Genomic DNA, 21,809 nt, shown 5'->3' on the forward strand with positions numbered 1-21,809 from the left:
GGGATTTCCGCCGGCGGAACTTCGCAGTCCCGATATGGACCCGAGACGCGGTAGCCACCCGTCCGGTTCCGACCTGCTCGGGCCGGGTCCCGGAGAGCCGCGACGCGGCCCGGGGTGGGATGGGGGAAACGGCCCCCGGGCCGGGTCTCGGGGGGCCGCGATCCGGCGTGCTCGGACGCGTAAGGAACCAAAGAACCGGGAGAAAGAACCAACCGACCCCACCCAACCCGTCGGCGGACGGGCGCGCGTCGCTCGGTCGGGTGAATCGTGCCAACTCAGCTGGATTTCCTACTGGTTCAGCGGCATATGCTCGCCCCGACAACCGTAGAAATGAGACGGCCCCCGACGGGACTGCGAATCCCGGCGAGGGCCTGACCATCTTAGGAAGTGGCTGCTTCCCCATGGCTCTTCAGAAGCTTAGCGCCCCCTGGCACACATCGTCCGGAGTTCCCGCCGGGACCCCCCGATCCGGTGTCATCCACGTCAACACCCGGCACGTGAGTCACTACACCGTGGTCGGCAACCACCTCCTCCAGCACCAGGAGCTGTCGGCGACGGCGATCGGGGTCGCGGCGTACATCCAGTCGCTTCCCGAGGGCGCCCCGGTCGGCGTCAAGGCGCTGACCGCGCGTTTCCCCGAGGGAGAAATCCGGATCGCCGCCGCCCTGCGGGAGTTGGAGAGGCACGGCTACCTGGAGCGGCGGCGCGAGCGGCTGGGGAGCGGACGGGTGGTGACCCGGACGTACTCGCACAACAAGCCGGGCACCACCTCGGCAGCACCGCCCCCGCCGCCTCCTTCACCGCCGCCGGTCCGGGAACCCGCACCCGACCCGACGCCCGAGCCGACGCCCGAGCAGGAGGCCGATCCGGAGGCCGTCGCCACCGCCCCTGCCCGGCCGGTGCGGCCCGGTGCGGTCGAACTGCTCGCCGGGCTGCGGCGGTACGACCCGAGGCTCCTGCTCTCCGAGCGCGACGTACGACGGCTCGCGCCGGACGTGTCGGCCTGGTTGGAGCGCGGCGTCACCCCCGAGGCGATCGCGCGGGCCCTGTCCGCGGACCTCCCGGCACAGATACGGCGACCCGCGTCCGTACTCGCGTACCGCCTCACCGCACTGCTCCCCCCGCACCTGCCACCGGCCCCGCCACCCCCGGCGACCCGGGACGCCGCACGGCCGGACCCCTTGCAGAACTGCCCCGGCTGCGACCGAGCCTTCCGCGCCCCGCACCCGGGCCGCTGCCGAACCTGCCCACCGGAACAGAACGCGGCGGCCTGAACGGGTGGGCGCTCAGTCGACACCGCGGAGATAGACCCGGCTGGTGCGTTCGTCGACCCGCGCCACCGCGACCTGCAGCCAGTTGAGGTCACCCGCGCACGGCGCACATACCTGACTCTCGCGAACGCCCGCGAGCAGGTCGGGATCCGCCAGCCCCAACTGTGAGAACGGCGCCGATTTGTTCGTGCTTGCGGCGAGCGGCTGTTCCCGCAGGCGGAGCGGCTGCTCGGGCTTCAACCCTGCGACGAACCCGTCCACCTCGCCGGTCGGGAGGACGAAGGCCATGATCAGGCTGTCGTCCTGAAACCCGTCCAGGCGGGCCGCCTTCGCCTCGGCCGCCGTCTTGGGCAACGGCACCCGCAACGCCGTGGCGACCGACTCCACCGTGGCTCCCTCCACCCAGTGCGCCACTTGCCCGGACGAGCGGCCCGCGACCGGCGCGCCGCCCCCTGTGCTCACCGAGCACCCGGCCACCAGCCCGGTGACCGCGACCGCACCGACCAACGCCGGACGCCACCTCCGACGCGCCTCCCCGTTCATCGGGCGTCACTGTTCCGGCCGATGTCGGTACGGGTCCCGTCCCGCCCCGGCTCCTTCGGGTCGGGCCAGGCGCTCCCCGAACTCATGTCGTGTCGCTGCACCGAACTGCTCCCCCGCATGTCGAATTCCCTGGCCTGTCCCGTGTTGTGCATACGGGCCATGTCGGCGTCGGTCACCGAGGTGGGGCCGATCGGCGTAGCCTTCCCGGGGTCCCAGTTGTACCGGTCCCACACATTGACCTGATAGTCGATGTCGACCTGTGGCTTGCCGTCGGCGCCCGGTACTGCTGTCACGACACCTGTGGTGTTCGTCATGGCGCTGCCGATGGCCAGGTACCAGTTGGCCGTGCCGTCCGGGCCCTTGTCGTGCTCGTACCCCTGCCCCCATGTCTCCACGGGGATGGCCACCGGCTTGCCCCCCGACTTCTCGAAGGCCTCCAGGGCTTGGCGGCGCCACTCCTCCTCCTGACGAGCACGTGTGCTCGCCGAGACGTCACGTAGGACCGTGTCGTCCTTGTCGCTCAACATCCGGTCCACATCGAGGTCGATGGTCCTGCCGGATCCCTTCAGGTAGTGGTCCATGTGCCGGGCCGCATCCGTCTTGCCCATGAAGTCGCCGCTGTTCGAGATCCCGTTGGCTTGGATCTCCTTCCAGTAGTCCCCGAAGCCGGGTGATGCGATGTCGTACCCTCCCGCACCGTCGTCAGGGGACACCTGCTTCACCGTCGGATTCAGCAGGCCGGCCGCCAACAGATCGTCCTTGTGCTGCGTCCACAGCTGCGCCCGCGCCTCAGGGCTGAGGGATTGCCACAGGCGCTGCAGCTCCTTGCGCTGCTTGCCGTTCGCGTCTTCCCCGAGGCCGGCCAGTTTTACGGCACGGGGGAGCATTTCCGGATCGAGCGAGGTGTATGACGCATGGCCTGCGTTGGACGGATCACCGCCGTGGCTCGCGCGCAGCGCCCGTACCGCAGCTGCGTCGACCTCGGAGGCATGGATCACGAACCCGGTCAGTGCGTCGGCGAACCACTGCATCATCTCGCGTTTTCGCTACCCGGGACCGTCCACCTCACAGACGAGGGCATCCCCGATCACGACGGTGCCGTCCTTGCCCCCGGTGACGGTGAAGCCTGCCTCCTTGGCTTCGGCGGTGACGCTTCTGGCCTGCTGCTGGATGTCCTTCAGCTCGGTGTGCGCGTCATCGAGGACGCTGAAAATACTCTTCGCCTCCGTATGGAGGTCCTCGAACTCCTTCACCGTCTTGCCCACGAAGTCCCGGGTCACTCCCGCGTTGACGCCTTCCCAGCGGGCTTTCTCGGCCTTGGCCTGCAAGCCGTCGCGGGCCTCGCCGCCCAGCCGCTGCATCGCCTCGGCCACGCGCTTCCAGTCGGCGACCGCATTCCCCAGTGCACCCAGGTCGACTTCCATGAGCTCGTTGTAGTTCATGTGGTTCCCCTACTTGAAGTACTCGGCGAGACGCGAAGCGGGCACGGCCGAGCCGTCCCGGTTCTGCAGCGACGCGGCGATGGCGGCGTCGTTTTCGGCGTGCGCCTTCTTCGAGTAGTCCAGGTGGTTGGATATGTGCGCGCACGCCTGCAGGACGCCTTTGACCTGTGAGGTCCATACGGACACTGCTGTCTCCAGCTCACTTCCGAGAGCCAGGTTGTCCTTCTTCAAGGCTGCCGCCGCCTGCATCGTGGAGCCGACTCCCTCCGCGTCGGCGCCGGCGCCGGCCACATCTGCCTCCTTCTGCAACTGGCCGTGCAGGACGAAGGCTTCATGGCCGACACCGCCGAGGTCGTCCTGGTGCACGACGAGGTCGGCCTGTCCGCCGGTGCTCCCGGGCCCGCCCGGTAGTTGGTTGAGGCGCATCGTGACCTGCCGTTGGGCGTTCACATCGGCCTTCGCGTCGTCCCATTCATCCCATGCCATCAGGGCATTGGATCATGAGGTCTGTGAGAGGCCGATCGGATCGCGCCTGCCGAGAGCCGGGCCGGGTCCACGGCCGACGTGCCGATCCGGGCTTCCGTACCGATCGGCCCGGCAGTCCGTAAAAAGCCGCGGACCCCGCCCTGATCGGGGCGGGGCCTGCGGTGACGCGTTGCCGTTCCTGCGGCCCGGGGTCAGGAGCCGGAGCGGACCGAGCCCGTCGTGGGGTTGGCGGGGTCGCCCACGAAGCAGGTGACCTCGCGGTCCCCGAGGAGCCAGCTGGCGGCCTGCGGGTAGTAGTAGTAGACCTCCAGCTTCGAGGAGGACTTCGCGTTCTCGCCCACGTACGTGGCGAGCTCGGGGCCGCTGCACTTCTCCTCGGCGGCCGCGGTGACCTTCTCCGTGCCCGGGTACGTGCCGGCGTCCAGGTCGAAGACCGCGTACGCCTCGCCCTTGTGCGGCTGGTCGCAGGGCACGATGCGCACCGAGCGGGCGGCCTGGGTGCCGTTCTCGTCGTCGTACTGGGCCAGGTCGTCGTTCGTGTTGAAGCAGTCGCCCTTGCGGATCTCGGTCAGGCCGCTGGAGGTCGGGCCGGTGACCTGGCCGCCGGTGTCGCGCTTCTTCGTCGTGTCGTCGTCCAGCGCGCCGCTGAGGCCGAGCGCGATGAAGGTCCCGTAGAACGCGATGACCAGGCTGTGGATGACGATCGCCGAGATGGCGAGGCCCTTGCCCTTCTCACCGCGGGACTTGATCTGGGAGAGCGCGATGATGCCGAGGACGATGGGGACCGGCGGGATGCTGCAGACGAGCGCCATGACGAAGCCGACGATGGCCAGCGTGTTGGTCTTCTTCTGCTGCTGCTGCGGGGGGTACCAGCCCTGCGGTGCGCCGCCGTAGGGCGGCGGGCCGGGCTGTCCCGGTTGTCCGTACGGGCCGGGCTGTCCGTACGGGCCGGGGGAGGACGGAGGCTGCGGTGGTATGGACATGCGTGTGGAGCTCCTTGCTCAGAGGGTGAGACGCAACAAACGGCCCGGCAGTCGCAACGCACCGACGCATGCCTGCACGTGGTCTTTACGCCGCCCCTACGCTACATTCCGCCGCCGACAAGCCCGCGGGCCGCCCGCCCGGTGATCCCGCCCCCTGGCCGGCCCGTGCGACCGGAGCCTGGACGCCGGGACATGTATCTGAGCGGGACGACCATGTCCCGTCCGAACGGCGCCGGATTGACTGGTCACATGACGACGACGAAGAAGAACGACGCCGCGAACGACACGACGACCAAGCCCATCCTGGTCCTGGGCAGCACCGGTAAGACCGGGAGCCGTGTGGCCGCGCAGCTGCGCCGGCGCGGACACGAGGTCCGGGGCGCCTCCCGCAAGGCGCCGGTCCCCTTCGACTGGAACGACGAGAACACCTGGGAGCAGGTACTGGAGGGGGTCGGCGCCGCCTACCTGGTCGACTCGCAGCTCCCCGACGCCGCCGAGTCGATGCGCTCCTTCTCCGAGCTGGCCGTGGCCCGCGGTGTGGAGCGGCTGGTACTGCTGTCCGCCCGCGACTGGGTGGTGCCGGAGGGGGAGGAGAAGCTCCCCTGCGAGCGCGCGGTCCGCGAGTCCGGCGCGCGGTGGACCATCCTCAAGCCGTCCTGGTTCTTCCAGAACTTCGGCGAGGACCCGTTCATGCGGGCGCAGGTCCAAGCCGGCGAGGTCGTGACGTCGACCGGTGACGGCGTCGAGCCGTTCATCGACGCCGAGGACATCGCCGCCGTCGCCGTGGCCGCCCTCACCGAGGAGGGGCACGGCGGGCAGGCCTACGAACTGACCGGCCCGCGGCTGCTGAGCCTGGACTCCGTGGTCGACGAGATCACCCGGGCCACCGGCCGGACGGTCACCTACCGCCCGCTCCCGCCCGAGGAGTTCGCCACCTACGCCGGGGGTCACGGGGTGCCGGAGGAGTTCGTGGGCCTGCTGAACATGCTCTACGGGTGGATCGCCGAGAACCGCTTCGCCACCCTCGCCGACGGTGTCCAGCGGGTGCTCGGCCGGGAGCCCCGCGACTTCGGGGACTACGTGCGGACGGCTGCCGCGTCCGGGGTGTGGGGCGGTGGCGGTGGCGTGGAGCGTCCGTGAAGAACGGCTCCAAGGGCTGGTCGGAGGGGGTTACCCCTACGTAAATTACCCGCGGTAACCCTCGCACCGAGCCAAGGAGAGTGCGCCGTGGGAGCCGAACTGAGGCCGGTCGGGGCCGTAGAAGCGGTCGAACCCGTCAAGACCGTGATCGACGGAGTGGTCCGCGAGGTCCGGGTGCCCGCGCTGGTGGGCCCCCCGGACCGGGGATCCCTCGGGGACATCCCCTTCCACAACGCCCGGGAGGCTCCGGGGGAAGCGGTGCTCGCCCGCAAGGACCGGGACGGCGTCTGGCACGACGTGTCGGCCGCGCAGTTCGCGGCCGAGGTGCTCGCCGTGGCCAAGGGCCTGATCGCCGAAGGGCTCCGGGAGGGCGACCGGCTCGCCATCATGGCCCGCACCACCTACGAGTGGACCCTGCTCGACTTCGCCGGCTGGGCCGCCGGCCTGGTCACCGTACCGATCTACCCCACCTCCTCCGCCCTCCAGGCACGCTGGATCATCCAGGACTCCGGGGCCGTGGCCTGCGCCGTCGAGGACACCGCACAGGCCCGGCTCATCAGCGGCGAACGCGGCAACCTGCCCTGGCTGACCCACCTGTGGGAATTCGACACCGGAGCGCTGTCCCGGCTGGTCAAGGCCGGGGAACGCATCCCCGACGCGGTGGTGCACCACCGGCGGGCCGCCCGCACACCGGACTCCGTCGCCACCCTCATCTACACCTCCGGCACCACCGGGCAGCCCAAGGGATGCGTGATCACCCACGCGAACTTCTTCGCCCAGGTGGACAACGCGGTGGAGCTGCTGCACCCCGTGTTCAGATCCGCCAATAAGGACCCCGCCTCCACCCTGCTGTTCCTGCCGCTCAGCCACGTCTTCGGACGGATGGTGGCCGTCGGCTGCATGCGGGCCCGCGTCAAGCTCGGACACGCGCCCAGCATCCGTACCGAGGACCTCCTCGCCGACCTCGCCGGCTTCCGGCCCACCTTCCTCCTGGCCATCCCCTACGTACTGGAGAAGGTCTACAACACCGCCCGCGCCACCGCCGAGAAGATGGGCCGGGCCGCCTCCTTCGACCGGGCCGCCCGCATCGCGCAGCGCTTCGCCGAGATCGCCGAGGACAAGACCCCCGGGCTCGTGCTGCGCCTCGCCCGGTCCGTCTACGACCCGCTCGTCTACCGGCGCATCCGGGCCGCGCTCGGCGGCCGCGTCCGCTACGTCCTGAGCGGCGGATCACCGCTGGGCCGCCGGCTCGCCGCCTTCTACACCGGCGCCGGCATCGAGGTCTTCGAGGGCTACGGGCTGACCGAGACCACCGGCGCCAGCACGGTGACCCCACCGCAGCGGCCCCGCCTCGGCACCGTCGGCTGGCCGCTGCCGGGCACCGGCGTACGGATCGCCGACGACGGGGAGGTGCTGCTGGGCGGCGGCCACGTCTTCGCCGGCTACTGGAACGCCGCGCAGGCGGCCCCGTACGGGAGTTGGCTGGCCACCGGTGACATCGGCGAGCTCGATGCCGACGGGTACCTGACCATCACCGGCCGCAAGAAAGAAATGATCATCACCTCCGGCGGCAAGAACGTGGCCCCGGCTCCGCTGGAGGACTGGCTGCGGGCCCATCCGCTGGTCGGCCAGTGCATGGTCGTCGGCGACAACCGGCCCTACATCACCGCGCTGATCACCCTCGAACCCGACGGGCTGCAGCACTGGCGCCAGATGCACAAGAAGCAGAACATGCCGATGCGCGAGCTCGTACGGGACGAGGAACTGCGGGCGGACCTCCAGCGGGCCGTGGACGAGGCGAACCGGCTGGTCTCACGGGCCGAGTCGATCCGCCGCTTCACCGTCCTGGCCGCCGATTTCACCGAGGCGCGCGGTCACCTGACCCCGTCGTTGAAGCTCCGGCGGGGCGCGATCGCCCGAGACTACGCGGACCGGATCCAGGAGCTGTACCGGGGGCCGCGGGAGGGCTGAGCCGCCCCGGGCCCGGGGCCGGGCGGGGTGGCGCGCACTGGGCGGGCGGGCCCCGAGGACCCGGCTTATGGTGGGCAGATGGGTCCGGGGGGCCGCCCGAGGAGGGCGCAGTGCACCGTTCCCGAGTCCGTACGGCCATGGCCACCGGCGCAGCGGTCGGCGCGCTGCTCCTGACCTCGCCGGGGGCCGCCGCCCCGCCGCCCCCGCCCACCGCGAGCCCCGGCACCGGTTCGAGCCCGACGTCCGCGCCCACCCCGTCCGCGACCGGCCCGTCCGTGCCCACCCCGTCCGCGACCGGCGCCGACGACGACCCCTTGGCGCGGTTCCACAGCCGGCGCGTCCGCTGGGGCCGCTGCCCCGACGAACCGGTCCCCGCCGAGATGCGGTGCGCCGTCGTGGAGGTCCCGCTCGACTACGCGGCCCCGGACAAGGGCACGGTCAAGGTGGCCCTGGGTCGGATCCCGGCCACCGACCCGGACCGGCGCATCGGCTCGCTCCTGATCAACTTCGGCGGACCCGGCGCCTCGGGCGTGGCCGGCCTCGCCGCCGACCCCAAGTCGTTCGCCGATCTCGGCGAGCGCTACGACCTCATCGGCTTCGACCCCCGCGGCGTCGGCCACAGCGACCCCGTCTCCTGCGCCGGCTCCCGGGAGACCGAGATCGCCCCGGACGCCGACACCGCCACGCTCCTCGCCGCCGTGCGGGACGCGGCCGCCCAGTGCCGACGCGCCTCCGGCCCGGTCCTCGCGCACATGGGAACCGTCGACGTCGCCCGCGACATGGACGTGATCCGCCAGGTCCTCGGGGACGAGAAGCTCAACTACCTCGGCTTCTCCTACGGGAGCCGGCTCGGGGCCGTGTACGCCGCCGAGTTCCCCCGGACCACCGGCCGCATGGTCCTCGACGGCATCGACACCCTCACCGAACCGATGACCGAGCAGGCCCTCGTCCTGGCCCGCGCCCAGCAGCGGGCCCTGGACAACTTCCTGACCTGGTGCGCCCATCGGACCGGCTGCGTGTACGGGACGAACACCCGGACCGCCAAGGAGAAGGTGGCCGCCCTGGTGGAGCGGCTCGACCGGGAGCCGCTGGTCGGCCGCGACGGCACGCAGCTGACCGGCTTCCTCACCGCTTTCGCGATCGGCCAGGCCCTGTACTCACCGAGCGCCTGGCCCGTGCTCGCCAAGGCGTTGGCCCTGGCGGAGACCGAGAAGGACCCGGCCGGGCTGCTGCTTCTGCTCGGCCTGACGCAGTCGCCGGACCCGCCGGACCCGACGGACCCGACGGACCCGACCACCTCGCCGGACCCGACCGCCCCGTCGACGTCACCGGACGCGGCGCAGGGCGACGGATTCGGACCGGTGCCGGCCGACAACGGCGTCGCCGCCCTGGCCGCCGTGTCCTGCGCCGACGACCCGGACCGATCGATCGACAAGGTCACCCCGGCCGCGCTGGAGAAGGAGTTCGGCGAACTGGAGGAGGAGTTCCTCAAGGTCTCCAAGGTGTTCGGGCCGCGACAGCTGGCGACCTTGCTCGCGTGCTACGGATGGCCCGCCGGCACCGACTACATCCGGAAGATCGACCACCCCGGGGCGCCGCCGATGCTGCTGGTCGGTACCCGCGGCGACCCGGCGACACCGTACGAGTGGACGGAGGAGACGGCCGAACGGCTGGGCTCGGCGGTGATCGTGGACCACAAGGGCGAGGGGCACACCGGCTTCGCGAGCTCGCCCTGCGTACGGGAGTACATCAACGAATTCCTCCTCTACGGGCGGCTGCCGTCCGGGACCCGGGCCTGTGTGGCCGGAGAGTGAACCGGTCGGACCCGCCCCGGCGGCAACCGGGCCCGCCGGTCAGCGGACGACGTCGAAGACCTGCTTCTGCAGCCCGTTGGCGTAGACCTGGTGCTCGACGAGCTCCAGCTTCTGGGCGTCCTTGTCCGTGGTGCTGAAGAGCCGCTTGCCCGCGCCGAGCAGGAGCGGGAAGACCAGCAGGTGGTAGCGGTCGATCAGGCCGGCGTCCGAGAGGTCCTGGTTCAGGGCGGCGCTGCCGTGGACGATGATCGGGCCGCCCTCGGTGGCCTTCAGCGCGGCGACGTCGTCGATCGAGCGCAGGATCGTCGTCTCGCCCCAGTTCGACACCAGATCGTCCTCGGTGAGGGTGGTGGAGACGACGTACTTCGGCATCACCTTGTAGTCGGCGAAGTCCGCCATGTCGGGCCACACCGCGCTGAACGCCTCGTAGCTCGTCCGGCCCAGCAGCATCGCGGTGGCCTCCTTCTGCTCCCGGCCCTTGATGTCGTAGGCCTCGGGGAGGAAGTCGATGTCCTTGAACGTCCACCCGGCGTTCCGGTATCCGGCTTCGCCGCCGGGGGCCTCCACGACGCCGTCGAGGGAGATGAAGGCGGTGCTGATCAGGGTGCGCATCTGGGTTCCTCGGGGTCTCGGGTTCGGTCGGTGGCAGATCCGGTCGGGGTTCGCCCCGACCGCACTCGCGGCCGTGGCACGCCCACCACCGACCATGACTGTGGATCGCGGAGAATCTCATCGGTCGGACTTCGTGAAGTGACCTGCTTCACAAGCCCGGTGGCCTCCGAGGCACCGTACCCGGCCGGGCGGGAGGTGGTAGGAATGGGGTGTCACCGGGGCGATTCGGGCGAGAGTGTCGGACGTCTGTCCATTCGGTCGTGAGACCTGGGTGAAGTCGAGACGAATGGTGCGTCACATCTCCCGGGGGGACGGCGAGTCGGGGACGAATACCTGATAGACAGTGGATATTCACGGCAAGACCAGCCGTATACATTTGACGGCTCCTTGGGGGGATCGCCGCACTGTGAAGCCGCTTCACCGTCACCTCGTCAACACCTCGCGCAAGGTCCTGTGCACGGCCGCGCTCGCGGCCAGCCTGACCACCGCCGCGGTCGTGAGCAGCCCGTCGACCGCCGACGCGGGAGAGTCCGAGCCCACTCCGGACAGTCCGCAGGCCGCCGACCGCGGTGACGCCCGCCTGGAACTGCCCGACATCGTCGCCGACCCACCGCCCACCGGGGTGGGGGCTCCGGAGGGGGCCGGCGGGATACCCGCGACCGCCCTCGACGCCTACCACCGTGCCGAGGTGTCGGTGGCCGCCGCGCTCCCCAACTGCAAGCTGCCGTGGCAGCTGCTCGCGGGCATCGGCCGGGTGGAGTCCGTCCACGCCTCGGGCTACGGGCTCAAGGCGGACGGTTACACCGAGAAGCCCATCCGCGGCCCCCGCCTCGACGGCAACGGCTTCGCCGAGATCCGGGACACGGACAAGGGCGAGTGGGACGCGGACGCGGTGTACGACCGGGCCGTCGGCCCGATGCAGTTCATCCCGTCCACCTGGGCCAAGTGGGGCGCCGACGGCAACGGCGACGCCAAGCGGGACCCGAACAACATCTACGACGCGGCGCTGGGCGCGGGTCTCTACCTGTGCGCGGGCGACCGCGACCTGTCGAACGAGGCCAAGCTCGACCAGGCGATCCTCAGCTACAACAACTCCCGCGAGTACGTGAACACCGTGCTCGGCTACATGCGCCAGTACCAGAACGGCGTCGGCGCGGTGGAGAACCCGCCCGTCGGCAACTACCCGACGCAGCCGCCCGGCACCCTGCCCACCCCGCACGTGCCGCTGACTCCGTCGAATCCGGTGACTCCGACGCCGACCCCCACCCCCAAGCCGACCCCCACCCCGGCGCCGACGCCGACCCCCACGCCGACCCCGGAGCAGCCGAAGCCGGCCACTCCGCACCTGGCGGGGCTGACGGTCCTCGACGGTCCCGGACTCACGGCCGAGGCCGGTGCAGCCTTCGCGGAGGTCCCCCGGGTCAAGGTGCTCCTGAGCGACGGCAAGCCCGCCGTCGGCCAGGAGGTGGTCTTCGCGGTCGAGAAGGACACCACCGGCGGCACCCTCTTCGGTACCGCGGACTCCCTGGTGGTCAAGGCGGGTGCGGACGGCATCGCCGCCGCCCCCGGGCTCAAGGCGGGCCCCAAGGCCGGTACCTTCACGCTGCGGGCCTCGGCCTACGACCCGCAGGGCGGGCTCACCGTGAACTTCGACGGCAAGGTCACCGTGACGGTCGCCGACAAGCTGGCCCGTGCGGACGGCGCGAAGGCGCCGGAGACGGTCGCCGGCAAGAGCTTCACCGGTGTGGAGGTCTTCGCCACCGCCGCCGGTAAGCCCGTCGCGGGTACCGAGACGGTCGCCGAGCTGGTCGTGAAGGGCGCGGACGGCACGTGGGCCCCGGTGGACCCGGAGACCGCGAAGGCCCCGTTCTTCAAGGACGAGGCCGGGAAGCCGGTCTTCGGTCGGGTGCCGGCCAAGAGCGCCGCCGACGGCAAGATCGTTCTGCCGGAGCTGTTCACCACGGACGTGGCCCCGGGCTCCTACTTCGTGCGCCTGACCACCAAGGAGAAGGTGACCTTCGTACTGGAGCTCAAGGTCACCGCTCCGGCCACCACCCCGACCACTCCGACCACCCCGACCGCCCCGACCACGGACCCGGTTCCCGCGAAGGACCCGGCCCGCCCCTGAGGCAGTACGCCAGTGGCCCCCGGCACCGTCTCCACGGTGCCGGGGGCCACTGGCGTACCCGCAGCCCCTGCCGGGAGGCAAAAGGCAGGAGCCCTGCCTGATCTGCTCGCGCAGAGGGGACAGGGCTCCTTGGGTACTGCTTTTCCAACCCGCGACGAGTTGGCCCAGGCGACTAGGCCGGGGTGACGTTCTCCGCCTGCGGGCCCTTCGGACCCTGCGTGACGTCGAAGTTCACCATCTGGTTCTCCTCGAGGGAGCGGAAGCCAGAGGCGTTGATCGCGGAGTAGTGGACGAAGACATCCGGGCCGCCGCCGTCCTGGGCGATGAAGCCGAAGCCCTTTTCAGCGTTGAACCACTTCACGGTTCCGGTAGCCATGAGCCCTCCTATGGGCCAAAGGGTCGCCCTGCTCCAGAACCTGCTAAGAAGTCTGAAAACTACAAAAGCCTGCGGGTCACATTCTCCGCAGGCCTCGTACTGCAAGGGAAACCAAACTGCAACTTGCGTCGAGCCTAGCACGCACCCTGCGGCCGAGACCAGAGGGAAAGATCACGTCACCCGGACGTTTGAGACCCGCCGCAAGGCTGACGCAGACCCGGGGGCTAGTCTCGCGATGTGGACGTCTATCGCAGCCGGCCCCGCGTCGGCCACATTCAGTTCCTGAACTGCCTGCCTCTCTACTGGGGGCTGGCCAGAACCGGCACTCTGCTGGACCTGGAGCTGACCAAGGACTCCCCCGAGAAACTCAGTGAGCGCCTCGTCCAGGGAGACCTGGACATCGCCCCGATCACCCTCGTGGAGTTCCTCCGCAACGCCGACCAGCTCGTCGCCTTCCCCGACATCGCCGTCGGTTGCGACGGTCCGGTGATGTCCTGCGTGATCGTCTCGCAGGTCCCCCTGGAGCAGCTCGACGGCGCCCGCGTCGCACTGGGCTCCACCTCTCGTACGTCCGTACGCCTCGCCCAGCTGCTGCTTTCCGAGCAGTACGGGGTACGACCCGACTACTACACCTGCCCGCCCGACCTGAGCGTGATGATGCAGGAGGCGGACGCGGCCGTACTGATCGGGGACGCCGCGCTGCGGGCCTCCCTGCACGACGCGCCCCGGCTCGGGCTGACCGTGCACGACCTGGGTCACATGTGGAAGGAGTGGACCGGGCTGCCGTTCGTCTTCGCCGTCTGGGCCGCCCGCAAGGACTACCTCGCCCGCGAGCCCGGCGTCGTACGGGAGGTCCACGAGGCCTTCCTCTCCTCCCGGGACGTGTCCCTGGAGGAGGTCACCAAGGTGGCCGAACAGGCGGCCCGCTGGGAGGCCTTCGACGCACAGCTCCTGGAGCGGTACTTCACGACGCTCGACTTCCGCTTCGGTCCCGACCAGCTGGCCGGCGTACGTGAATTCGCCCGCCGTACGGGATCGACCACCGGGTATCCCGCGGATGTGACGGTGGAGCTGCTGAGCACGGTGGTCCAGGAGTGCTGAGCGGGTTTACCCGGAGGTAGTCCAAAGGGCGCACGGTCGAATGTGCGGTTTACCGGGAATTCCCGCCCTTTTTGCATTTCTCGACCCGGGGTGGAAATGCAAAAGGGTGACCGTGCTCCTTCGCCCGCCCCGGCGGGACACCCCCTAGGCTGCTGCTCGGCCGGGCGGCACAAGGCGCCCGGGATCACGGGGAATTGGGGGACGCGATGCAGCCGCTCGAAGCCGGTGAGCCGCGCACCATCGGTGCCTACCGGCTGCTCGGCCGGCTCGGCGCGGGTGGCATGGGCCGGGTCTACCTGGGGCGCAGCGCCGGCGGCCGTACCGTCGCCGTCAAGATCGTGCACCCGCATTTCGCCTCCGACGAGGAGTTCCGGGCCCGGTTCCGCCGCGAGGTGGAGGCGGCCCGTCGGGTGGGCGGGGAGTGGACCGCGCCGGTGCTGGACGCGGACCCCGAGGCTCCGGTGCCGTGGGTGGCCACCGGGTACGTGGCCGGGCCCTCCCTGGACCGCGCGCTGGCCTCGCACGGCCCGCTCCCCGAGGCCTCGGTACGGGCCATCGGCGCGGGGCTGGCCCGTGCCCTGGTGGCCGTGCACGGCCTGGGCCTCGTGCACCGGGACGTGAAGCCGTCGAACGTGATGCTCACCCTGGACGGGCCCCGACTGATCGACTTCGGGATCGCGCGGGCCACGGACGGCACCGCCTCCCTCACCTCCACCGGGGTCTCCATCGGCTCGCCCGGCTACATGTCGCCGGAGCAGATCCTCGGCAAGGGGATCACCGCGGCGGCCGACGTGTTCTCGCTCGGCGCGGTCATGGCCTTCGCGGCGACCGGGCGGCCGCCCTTCAGCGGGGACAACTCGGCGACCCTCCTCTACAAGGTGGTCCACGAGCCGCCGGAGCTCGGCGCGCTCCCGGCCGGGGAGCTGCGCGAGCTGATCGAGGCCTGTCTGGCCAAGGTGGCCGCGCAGCGGCCGGCCCCCGAGGCGGTCGCGGCCGCCCTCGGCGGGGCGTTGGGCGCTCCCGGCTGGCTGCCCGGGTCGCTGGTCGAGGAGGCCAGCCGGGCCGCGGTGGCGCTGCTGGACCTGGACGTGGACACCTCCGGGGGCGGGCCCGAGGGGTCGGCCGGCCGGGGCTTCGCGCCGCCGCTCCCGGCGCACTCGCCGTACGCGGACGGCCCGTCCGGGCCGGTGCCGTTCACGGCCGCCTCGTACGCAGGCCCCGCCGGGGCGGGCGGCTTCGGGCCGCCCGACCCCGCGTACGGGGCGCCGGGGTCGGGCGCCGGCTCGTCGACCGGTGGCTCGCCCGGTGGATCCGGTCCCTACGGGAACCCCGGCCCGGGAACCGGCGGCGCGGGGCTGCCGGGGCAGCGGACCGCGGCGCAGGACGCGGGCCGGCAGGTGACCGTCAGGGCGGCCGGGCGCCGGTTCAGCTGCACCGTGGTCCTGGCCGCGGCGGCCGCGCTGGCGGTGCTGTCCGGCGGGCTGTACTGGATGGACGTCCTGCCGGGCCAGGGCGGCAAGGGCCAGGACCTGGCCGACGCCGGAGAACGCCCGTCGGCGTCCTCCCCGGCTCCGGCGGCCACCCCGCCGGGCCCGGCCGCGACCCCGAGCGGGAGCGGGAGTGCGAGCGGAAGCCCGGCCGCGCCCAAGGGGACCCGTGAGGACGTTCCCAAGGAGCTCGTCGGCACCTGGAAGGGCACGGTCACCACCGCCAGGCTCGGCCTCTCCTCGGCGTTCGAGATCACCATCAAGGCGGGCCGGGTCGGTGAGGTCGTAGGCCGGGACAAGTCCGTCCTGGACATCCTGGGCACCGACTGCAGCGGCGACTGGAAGCTCTCCTCGGCCACCGACCGTTCGCTGGTCCTGGACACCGCGGGCGGCCCCAACCCGGCCCCCGGGGTGTGTTCCAACGGCTCCGCCGACGAACGCTTCACCCTCAACGCCGACGGGACGCTCCACTACAGGTCGGGCGACAACCCGGCCGGGAACCCCGAGGGCGACCTGACCCGCAGCCCCTGAGAGCGCCCGCCGAGCCCCGGGGCCTGACGCGCGGAGGCGACCGGGCGGACCGGCCTCACCCGCGCGTCAGGCCCTGGCGTAGGCTGGATCGGTCCGGACCTTGACACAGACACACCGCCGAAAGGTGACTCACCGGTGACCGACCAGGCCGTTCTCCAGTCTGTCCTCGACCGCGCCGCCGCGGGGGGCCGGATCACCAAGGAAGAGGCGCTCGACCTCTACCGCCACGCGCCGCTGCACGCGCTGGGCCAGGCGGCCGACGCCGCGCGCCGCCGCCGCTACGCCGGTACCGAGCACATCGCGACGTACATCATCGAGCGCAACATCAACTACACCAACGTGTGCGTCACGGCGTGCAAGTTCTGCGCCTTCTACGCGGCCCCCAAGGACGCGAAGAAGGGCTGGTCCCGCGACCTCGACGACATCCTGCGCCGCTGCGCGGAGACCGTCGAGCTCGGCGGCACCCAGATCATGTTCCAGGGCGGGCACCACCCGGACTACGGCGTCGAGTACTACGAGCACCACTTCTCCGCCATCAAGAAGGACTTCCCGCAGCTGGTCATCCACTCCCTCGGCGCGTCCGAGGTCGAGCACATGGCCCGTATCTCGGGCGTCTCGGCGGAGGAGGCCATCCAGCGCATCCACGCCGCCGGCCTCGACTCCTTCGCGGGCGCCGGCGCCGAACTGCTGCCGGAGCGGCCGCGTACGGCGATCGCCCCGCTCAAGGAGTCCGGCGAGCGCTGGCTGGAGATCATGGAGATCGCCCACAAGCTGGGCGTGGAGTCCACCTCCACCATGCTGATGGGCACCGGCGAGACCAACGCCGAGCGCATCGAGCACATCGCGATGATCCGCGACACCCAGGACCGTACGGGCGGCTTCCGGGCCTTCATCCCGTACACCTACCAGCCCGAGAACAACCGGCTCAAGGGCCGTACCCAGGCGACGATCTTCGAGTACCTGCGCATGATCGCGATCGCGCGCCTGTTCCTCGACAACATCGCCCACATCCAGGGCTCCTGGCTGACCGTCGGGAAGGAGGCGGGCCAGCTCTCGCTGCACTACGGCGCCGACGACCTCGGATCGATCATGCTGGAGGAGAACGTCGTCTCCTCGGCCGGTGCCAAGCACCGCTCCAACCGCCAGGAGATCATCGACCTGATCCGCAAGGCGGGCCGCACGCCGGCGCAGCGCGCGACCACGTACGAGCACCTGCTCGTGCACGACGACCCGGCGAACGACCCGGTCGACGAGCGGGTGGTCTCGCACATCTCCTCCACGGCCATCGAGGGCGGCACGGCGCATCCCGAGCTGAAGCTCATCTCCACGAACTGACGACGCCGGCCGACCGATGCTGACGCTGCACACCGCCGAACTCCTGGTCACCGGGCCCGGGTCCGCGCCGCTGCCCGGCGGCGCGGTCCTCGTCGACGGCGACCGGATAGCCCGCGTCGGGCCGTACGAGGAGGTCGCCGCGGCCCACCCGCACGCCCGGGCCCGTCGCTGGCCCGGGGTGATCACCCCGGGGCTGGTGGTGCGCGGGGCGGACGAGCTGCTGGAGCGCACGTACTACCCGGACGACCCGTACGAGGTCACCGAACTCGGTGCCGATCCGATCCGGGGCGCGGCCGCGCTGGACGCGCTGAAGATGACCGAGCCGCGGTGGGGCCACAGTGCCCGGCGCGGGACGCAGCGGCTGCTGGCTCGCGGGGTGGTGGCGGTCTGCGGCCGCTTCACGATCCCGGCGGTGCGCACGGCGGTGTCCCGGTCCGGGCTCACGATCCTGCCGCCGGCCGCCTACGAGGGGGTGCCCGACCTGGATCCCCTCGCGGGGCGGGGCGCTGCGGCGGAGGCCTTCCACGGAATACTGGAAGCGGGGGTTCCGGCGCGGTTCGCGGCCTTCGCGGTGGCGGACGAGGCCGAGTTGCTGGAGCGGGGTGCGACCACCTGCGTGGCCACGGTCATCGGGGGACGGCTGCTCCACCGCCGTCGCTGAGCCCGATCCGGTCGCGGTGCCCGGCGACATCGGCGACGTCGGAGGCATCCGCGGCATCGGTGGCGCGTCGGGTGTCCTCCCGGGCGAGGGCGGCCAGCAGGCAGGCCTGCAGGCGGCTGATGCCGCCCAGCTTGGCCCGTATGTTCACCACGTGGAACTTGACCGTGCTGACGGAGAGTTGCAGCTCGACGGCGAGTTCCCGGTTGGACGCGCCGGTGGCCAGGCACAGGAACACGGCCGACTCCTGCTCGGTCAGCTGGGCCTCGGCGGGCGGATCGGCGGGGCCGTCCCCGTTCGGCACGGAGGCACCCGACACGGAGGCACCCGGCACGGAGCCGTCCGGCGCGTCCTCGCACGGTGCCTGCGCCTCCCCGCCCGGCTCCTCGTACGAGGGGAACCACGCCGGGACGCTGAAGCTGACGACGCGCACGTTTTCTCCTAGCCCCCCGGCCGGCCCCGTCCTGTGGCCGGCTCTCCCCCTATAGGACGGACGGACCGGACAGGTAGGTTCCATTCGTGTCGTAGGGCCAGGCGTTGGACTTGCAGCCGAGGAGCCCCTTGATCTGCTGCATCATCGCCGGAGCGGGCTTGCCGGGGCCCGGGCACGACTCGTGGCCGCGGCCGAGCTCGTGCCCGACCTCGTGGTTGATGATCAGCGCCCGGTACTCCTCGGGCGTGCCGGCGAACTGCGGCGAACCCTCCTGCCAGCGCTTGAGGTTGACCACGACGGTGTGCCCCGTCGTGCTGCAGTTGGTCTCGCCGATCAGCTCGGGCGTGACCACGTCGCACAGCAGATCGGTGGTCTTCGGCGTCGCGATCTTGATGGTGAAGTCCACCGGCTGGCCCGCCGCGACGAGCTGGAAGCCGTACTTCGGGTCCTTGGTCCAGCCGCGCGGATCGCCGAGGATCGCCTCGACCGAGCGGGCGGCCGACTCCGGGTCGACCCCGCTGCCCTCCTCGACCTCGATCCGCCAGCGGCGCGCGGGCCCCTTGCCCTGCGCGTTCCCGGCGGCGGCGGAGGTCTTGAAGGCCCCCTGCTCGGCGGGTTTCGAGGCAGCGGGCGACGGCGTGGGCGAGCTCGCAGGGGACGCCGCGGGTGAGCTGGAAGGCTGCGCGGAGGGGGACTGCTGGCCGCCCTGCGGGACCGGGTTCGCGGAACCGTCCGCGGTTTCCCCGGCCGTCGGGTCCGGCTGGGCGGCTGCCCGACCCGCGGTGGCTTTCGCGTCGTCGTCCTCGGGCAGCAGCGTGTACGCGGTCGCCGAGAGCACGACCACCGCCGCCGAGCCGAGGAGGATCGTGCGCCGCAGCCGCTTGCGCCGCTCGGCCCGGCGCTGGGCGCGCGGGCTGCTGCGACGGGAGCGACCGTTGGAATGGCCTACCGGCATCGTGAAGCTTCCTGTTCGTGGCGGCCCCTGCCGGACCGGCCACGATTCGGTCACCGATCCGGTGGGTGACCCTCACCGGGCCGCACCATGTCAGTCAACGTCTCCGCCGGGGCGTCGCGTAACTGTCCTTCGGAACAGTTTCCGACACCCGTCCGGTGGGAAAGGAGGGCGGGGGTGTCGGAGCCCGCGCGGCTCACGGGGCGCGCGGCCTGAGAGGATGGGTGTGTACCCGCCGATCCGCATCGCACACCGAGGGGCGAACGCCAGTGACAAGGGCTTCCCTGGACAAGCAGCCGCACGAAGTCGCCTCCATGTTCGACGGCATCGCGGCCAAATACGACCTCACCAACGACGTCATCTCGCTGGGCCAGGCCCGGCTGTGGCGCAAGGAGGTCGCCAAGGCGGTCGGCGCGCGTCCCGGGCACGTGGTCCTCGACCTGGCCGCCGGAACCGCCACCTCCTCGCTGCCCTTCGCCGCCACCGGCGCGTACGTCGTCCCCTGCGACTTCTCCCTGGGCATGCTCATGGAGGGCAAGAAGCGGCACTCCTGGCTGCCGCTGACCGCCGGTGACGCGACGAAGCTGCCGTTCCGGGACGACGTCTTCGACACCGTCACGATCTCCTTCGGGCTGCGCAACGTCCAGGACACCGACGCCGCCCTGCGTGAGCTGTACCGGGTGACGAAGCCCGGCGGGCAGGTCGTCATCTGCGAGTTCTCGCAGCCGACCTGGGCGCCTTTGCGCACCGTCTACATGGAGTACCTGATGCGAGCGCTGCCGCCGGTGGCCCGCACGGTGGTCTCCGACCCCGACCCGTACGTGTACCTCGCCGAGTCCATCCGCGAATGGCCCGACCAGCCGGCGCTGGCCGCCCTGCTGCAGAAGGCCGGCTGGTCCAAGGTCGCCTGGCGCAACCTCAGCGGCGGCATCGTCGCGCTGCACCGGGGCATCAAGGACTGACCGCGGTGGCTGACGTCGTACGCACGGACTACGAGTCCCTGCTGGAGCGGATCGCGGCCGACATCGCCCCGCTGATCGGCAGCGGCACCCCGGCCGAGTACATCCCGGCCCTGGCAGGCGTGGACCGGCGGCAGTTCGGCATGGCCATCGCCGACCTCGACGGCAACGTCCACGGGGTGGGCGACTGGCGGGTGCCCTTCTCCGCCCAGTCCATCACCAAGGTCTTCGCGCTCGCCCTGGCGTTGGCCGAGGGCGGCGACAGCCTGTGGGAGCGGGTCGGGCGGGAGCCCTCCGGCAACCCGTTCAACTCGCTCGTGCAGCTGGAGTACGAAAACGGCATTCCGCGCAATCCATTCATCAACGCGGGCGCCCTCGTGGTCACCGACCGGCTCCAGACGCTGACGGGCGACGCGAGCAGCGAGCTGCTGGAGTTCCTGCGGCAGGAGAGCCAGAACCCGGACATAGGCTTCGACGCCGAGGTCGCGGCCTCCGAGCAGGAGCACGGCGACCGCAACGCGGCCGTCGCCCACTTCATGGCCTCGTACGGGAACATCGACAACCCGGTGCCCGCGCTGCTGGAGCACTACTTCTGGCAGTGCTCCATCGAGATGAGCTGCGCCGACCTGGCCCGCGCCGGTCGCTTCCTGGCCCGGCACGGGCTCCGCGCGGACGGCACGCGGCTGCTGACGCGCAGCGAGGCCAAGCAGATCAACGCGGTGATGCTGACCTGCGGGACGTACGACGCGGCGGGCGAGTTCGCCTACCGCGTCGGGCTGCCCGGCAAGAGCGGGGTGGGCGGTGGCATCGTCGCCGTCGTCCCGGGCCGGTGCGCCCTCGCGGTGTGGAGCCCGGGCCTGGACGCCCGCGGCAATTCGGTGGCGGGCGTGGCCGCCCTGGACCGGTTCACCACGCTGACCGGACTCTCGGTGTTCTAGAGGTGCCCGGCGGATCCGGCGGATCCGGGATCCGCCGGATCCCGGATCCGCCGGATGGCCGGTCCTAGAAGGCCAGTACGTAGCGGCGGCCCGGATTGCCGCCCGGGGTGGTGAACTCCTCGGCCAAGGTCATGCCCAGACGTTCGGCCACCGCCACCGAACGCGCGTTCCGGGCGTCGATCATCGCCACCACGTGCGGGACGCCGGCCGCGCGGACCCGCTCCAGCGTGGCCAGCGCGGCGGCGTACGCGTAGCCCTGACCCCAGGCGGAGCGGTCCAGGCGCCAGCCGATCTCGATCTCGCCCACCGGGCCCCACCCCTTCTCCCGGGGCCACGGCTGGGCACCGGTGAAGCCGATCACCGCGCCCTGCGCGTCCATCAGGGTCCACAGGCAGTAGCCGAGCTGGGCGTCGTGCATGCGCTGGCGCGCGGACAGCTCCTCGTAGGCGGACAGCTCCGCGGGACCCCCCAGAAACTCCATGACGTCGGGGTCGGCGAAGGCCGCGTGCCAGGCGTGCGCGTCCTCGTCCGTGGGCACGCGGAGTTGTACGGAGGGAAGCGGCCGGGTCGGCGAGGTGGTCATCGGAGGCACCCTTCGGATCGTGATCTCTCTCGCTGCATAGACTGCACATGTCCGGTGCCGTTGGGC

The 21,809-nt window shown here is 71.3% G+C and carries 21 protein-coding genes; 11 read left to right on the forward strand and 10 right to left on the reverse strand.

Annotation, left to right across the window (positions count from 1 at the left end; genetic code table 11):
- Nucleotides 1–401: 401 nt before the first annotated feature.
- Nucleotides 402–1,274 carry a DNA-binding protein gene (locus BCL76_RS05475; protein ID WP_109778424.1) on the forward strand — a complete coding sequence of 291 codons (873 nt, stop codon included), beginning with the start codon at nt 402–404 and terminating at the stop codon, nt 1,272–1,274.
- A gap of 12 nt (nt 1,275–1,286) precedes the next feature.
- Here BCL76_RS05475 and BCL76_RS05480 read toward each other — a convergent pair whose 3' ends face one another.
- From BCL76_RS05480 to BCL76_RS05495, 5 genes are all read right to left on the reverse strand, one after another.
- The gene (locus tag BCL76_RS05480) at nt 1,287–1,658 is read right to left on the reverse strand and encodes a hypothetical protein (protein ID WP_146228319.1); all 372 of its coding nucleotides are present in this window, start codon (nt 1,656–1,658) and stop codon (nt 1,287–1,289) included.
- A gap of 152 nt (nt 1,659–1,810) precedes the next feature.
- Nucleotides 1,811–2,848, reverse strand: a complete 1,038-nt coding sequence (locus tag BCL76_RS05485) for a hypothetical protein (RefSeq protein WP_258309342.1) — start codon at nt 2,846–2,848, stop codon at nt 1,811–1,813.
- 12 nt (nt 2,849–2,860) lie between these two features.
- Nucleotides 2,861–3,256, reverse strand: coding sequence for a hypothetical protein (locus tag BCL76_RS39605; protein WP_258309344.1), 396 nt, complete (start codon nt 3,254–3,256; stop codon nt 2,861–2,863).
- Between the two features lie 9 nt (nt 3,257–3,265).
- Nucleotides 3,266–3,742: a hypothetical protein gene (locus BCL76_RS05490; RefSeq protein ID WP_109778426.1), complete on the reverse strand. Its 477-nt coding sequence runs from the start codon at nt 3,740–3,742 to the stop codon at nt 3,266–3,268.
- A 191-nt stretch (nt 3,743–3,933) separates the two neighbouring features.
- A complete protein-coding gene (locus tag BCL76_RS05495) occupies nt 3,934–4,725 on the reverse strand; it encodes a DUF4190 domain-containing protein (protein ID WP_109778427.1) in 792 nt (263 codons plus the stop codon).
- Nucleotides 4,726–4,974: 249 nt separating this feature from the next.
- Here BCL76_RS05495 and BCL76_RS05500 point away from each other — a divergent pair, with 249 nt between their 5' ends.
- The 3 genes from BCL76_RS05500 (at nt 4,975) to BCL76_RS05510 (ending at nt 9,650) form a co-directional block, all read left to right on the forward strand.
- Nucleotides 4,975–5,865: an NmrA family NAD(P)-binding protein gene (locus BCL76_RS05500; protein WP_109778428.1), complete on the forward strand. Its 891-nt coding sequence runs from the start codon at nt 4,975–4,977 to the stop codon at nt 5,863–5,865.
- Between the two features lie 87 nt (nt 5,866–5,952).
- Nucleotides 5,953–7,836: an AMP-dependent synthetase/ligase gene (locus BCL76_RS05505; RefSeq protein WP_109778429.1), complete on the forward strand. Its 1,884-nt coding sequence runs from the start codon at nt 5,953–5,955 to the stop codon at nt 7,834–7,836.
- Between the two features lie 110 nt (nt 7,837–7,946).
- Nucleotides 7,947–9,650 (forward strand): alpha/beta hydrolase, encoded by a 1,704-nt coding sequence (locus BCL76_RS05510; protein WP_258309345.1) that lies wholly within the window; start codon nt 7,947–7,949, stop codon nt 9,648–9,650.
- A 39-nt stretch (nt 9,651–9,689) separates the two neighbouring features.
- Here BCL76_RS05510 and BCL76_RS05515 read toward each other — a convergent pair whose 3' ends face one another.
- Nucleotides 9,690–10,262: a dihydrofolate reductase family protein gene (locus BCL76_RS05515; RefSeq protein ID WP_109778431.1), complete on the reverse strand. Its 573-nt coding sequence runs from the start codon at nt 10,260–10,262 to the stop codon at nt 9,690–9,692.
- Between the two features lie 406 nt (nt 10,263–10,668).
- Between BCL76_RS05515 and BCL76_RS05520 the strand changes: the two genes are divergently transcribed.
- Nucleotides 10,669–12,390, forward strand: a complete 1,722-nt coding sequence (locus BCL76_RS05520; protein WP_109778432.1) for a lytic transglycosylase domain-containing protein — start codon at nt 10,669–10,671, stop codon at nt 12,388–12,390.
- A gap of 172 nt (nt 12,391–12,562) precedes the next feature.
- Here BCL76_RS05520 and BCL76_RS05525 read toward each other — a convergent pair whose 3' ends face one another.
- A complete protein-coding gene (locus BCL76_RS05525) occupies nt 12,563–12,766 on the reverse strand; it encodes a cold-shock protein (RefSeq protein WP_030162033.1) in 204 nt (67 codons plus the stop codon).
- 237 nt (nt 12,767–13,003) lie between these two features.
- On the opposite strand from BCL76_RS05525, the gene BCL76_RS05530 reads away from it, so the two are divergent.
- The 4 genes from BCL76_RS05530 to BCL76_RS05545 all read left to right on the forward strand — a co-directional run bounded on the left by BCL76_RS05530 (nt 13,004) and on the right by BCL76_RS05545 (nt 17,881).
- Nucleotides 13,004–13,867 carry a menaquinone biosynthetic enzyme MqnA/MqnD family protein gene (locus BCL76_RS05530; protein WP_109778433.1) on the forward strand — a complete coding sequence of 288 codons (864 nt, stop codon included), beginning with the start codon at nt 13,004–13,006 and terminating at the stop codon, nt 13,865–13,867.
- A 206-nt stretch (nt 13,868–14,073) separates the two neighbouring features.
- The gene (locus tag BCL76_RS05535) at nt 14,074–15,885 is read left to right on the forward strand and encodes a serine/threonine-protein kinase (protein ID WP_109778434.1); all 1,812 of its coding nucleotides are present in this window, start codon (nt 14,074–14,076) and stop codon (nt 15,883–15,885) included.
- Between the two features lie 135 nt (nt 15,886–16,020).
- Nucleotides 16,021–17,220: a cyclic dehypoxanthinyl futalosine synthase gene (mqnC, locus tag BCL76_RS05540; RefSeq protein ID WP_109778435.1), complete on the forward strand. Its 1,200-nt coding sequence runs from the start codon at nt 16,021–16,023 to the stop codon at nt 17,218–17,220.
- A gap of 16 nt (nt 17,221–17,236) precedes the next feature.
- Nucleotides 17,237–17,881, forward strand: coding sequence for an imidazolonepropionase-like domain-containing protein (locus BCL76_RS05545; protein WP_109778436.1), 645 nt, complete (start codon nt 17,237–17,239; stop codon nt 17,879–17,881).
- Here BCL76_RS05545 and BCL76_RS05550 read toward each other — a convergent pair.
- Together BCL76_RS05550 and BCL76_RS05555 are read right to left on the reverse strand one after the other, a co-directional pair.
- Nucleotides 17,847–18,311 carry a response regulator transcription factor gene (locus BCL76_RS05550; RefSeq protein WP_109778437.1) on the reverse strand — a complete coding sequence of 155 codons (465 nt, stop codon included), beginning with the start codon at nt 18,309–18,311 and terminating at the stop codon, nt 17,847–17,849. The two genes, BCL76_RS05545 and BCL76_RS05550, sit on opposite strands and share 35 nt — an antisense overlap.
- A gap of 49 nt (nt 18,312–18,360) precedes the next feature.
- Entirely contained in the window at nt 18,361–19,266 is a 906-nt protein-coding gene (locus tag BCL76_RS05555; RefSeq protein ID WP_109778438.1) for a DUF3152 domain-containing protein, read from the reverse strand.
- Nucleotides 19,267–19,532: 266 nt separating this feature from the next.
- Between BCL76_RS05555 and BCL76_RS05560 the strand changes: the two genes are divergently transcribed.
- The gene (locus BCL76_RS05560) at nt 19,533–20,225 is read left to right on the forward strand and encodes a demethylmenaquinone methyltransferase (RefSeq protein WP_109778439.1); all 693 of its coding nucleotides are present in this window, start codon (nt 19,533–19,535) and stop codon (nt 20,223–20,225) included.
- Nucleotides 20,226–20,230: 5 nt separating this feature from the next.
- Nucleotides 20,231–21,160 (forward strand): glutaminase, encoded by a 930-nt coding sequence (locus BCL76_RS05565; protein ID WP_109778440.1) that lies wholly within the window; start codon nt 20,231–20,233, stop codon nt 21,158–21,160.
- 64 nt (nt 21,161–21,224) lie between these two features.
- Here BCL76_RS05565 and BCL76_RS05570 read toward each other — a convergent pair whose 3' ends face one another.
- Nucleotides 21,225–21,743 (reverse strand): GNAT family N-acetyltransferase, encoded by a 519-nt coding sequence (locus BCL76_RS05570; RefSeq protein ID WP_109778441.1) that lies wholly within the window; start codon nt 21,741–21,743, stop codon nt 21,225–21,227.
- Between the last annotated feature and the right edge of the window lie 66 nt (nt 21,744–21,809).

The organism is Streptomyces sp. CG 926 (assembly GCF_003148825.1).
Taxonomy (GTDB): domain Bacteria; phylum Actinomycetota; class Actinomycetes; order Streptomycetales; family Streptomycetaceae; genus Streptomyces.

Excerpts from the sequence above, each read along its gene's own strand:
- BCL76_RS05535 (WP_109778434.1), top strand. The coding sequence starts at position 14,074 with ATGCAGCCGCTCGAAGCCGGTGAGCCGCGCACCATCGGTGCCTACCGG.
- BCL76_RS05525 (WP_030162033.1), bottom strand. The coding sequence starts at position 12,766 with ATGGCTACCGGAACCGTGAAGTGGTTCAACGCTGAAAAGGGCTTCGGC.
- BCL76_RS05500 (WP_109778428.1), top strand. The coding sequence starts at position 4,975 with ATGACGACGACGAAGAAGAACGACGCCGCGAACGACACGACGACCAAG.
- BCL76_RS39605 (WP_258309344.1), bottom strand. The coding sequence starts at position 3,256 with ATGAACTACAACGAGCTCATGGAAGTCGACCTGGGTGCACTGGGGAAT.
- BCL76_RS05555 (WP_109778438.1), bottom strand. The coding sequence starts at position 19,266 with ATGCCGGTAGGCCATTCCAACGGTCGCTCCCGTCGCAGCAGCCCGCGC.
- BCL76_RS05475 (WP_109778424.1), top strand. The coding sequence starts at position 402 with ATGGCTCTTCAGAAGCTTAGCGCCCCCTGGCACACATCGTCCGGAGTT.
- BCL76_RS05490 (WP_109778426.1), bottom strand. The coding sequence starts at position 3,742 with ATGGCATGGGATGAATGGGACGACGCGAAGGCCGATGTGAACGCCCAA.
- BCL76_RS05515 (WP_109778431.1), bottom strand. The coding sequence starts at position 10,262 with ATGCGCACCCTGATCAGCACCGCCTTCATCTCCCTCGACGGCGTCGTG.
- BCL76_RS05485 (WP_258309342.1), bottom strand. The coding sequence starts at position 2,848 with ATGATGCAGTGGTTCGCCGACGCACTGACCGGGTTCGTGATCCATGCC.
- BCL76_RS05545 (WP_109778436.1), top strand. The coding sequence starts at position 17,237 with ATGCTGACGCTGCACACCGCCGAACTCCTGGTCACCGGGCCCGGGTCC.
- BCL76_RS05570 (WP_109778441.1), bottom strand. The coding sequence starts at position 21,743 with ATGACCACCTCGCCGACCCGGCCGCTTCCCTCCGTACAACTCCGCGTG.
- BCL76_RS05495 (WP_109778427.1), bottom strand. The coding sequence starts at position 4,725 with ATGTCCATACCACCGCAGCCTCCGTCCTCCCCCGGCCCGTACGGACAG.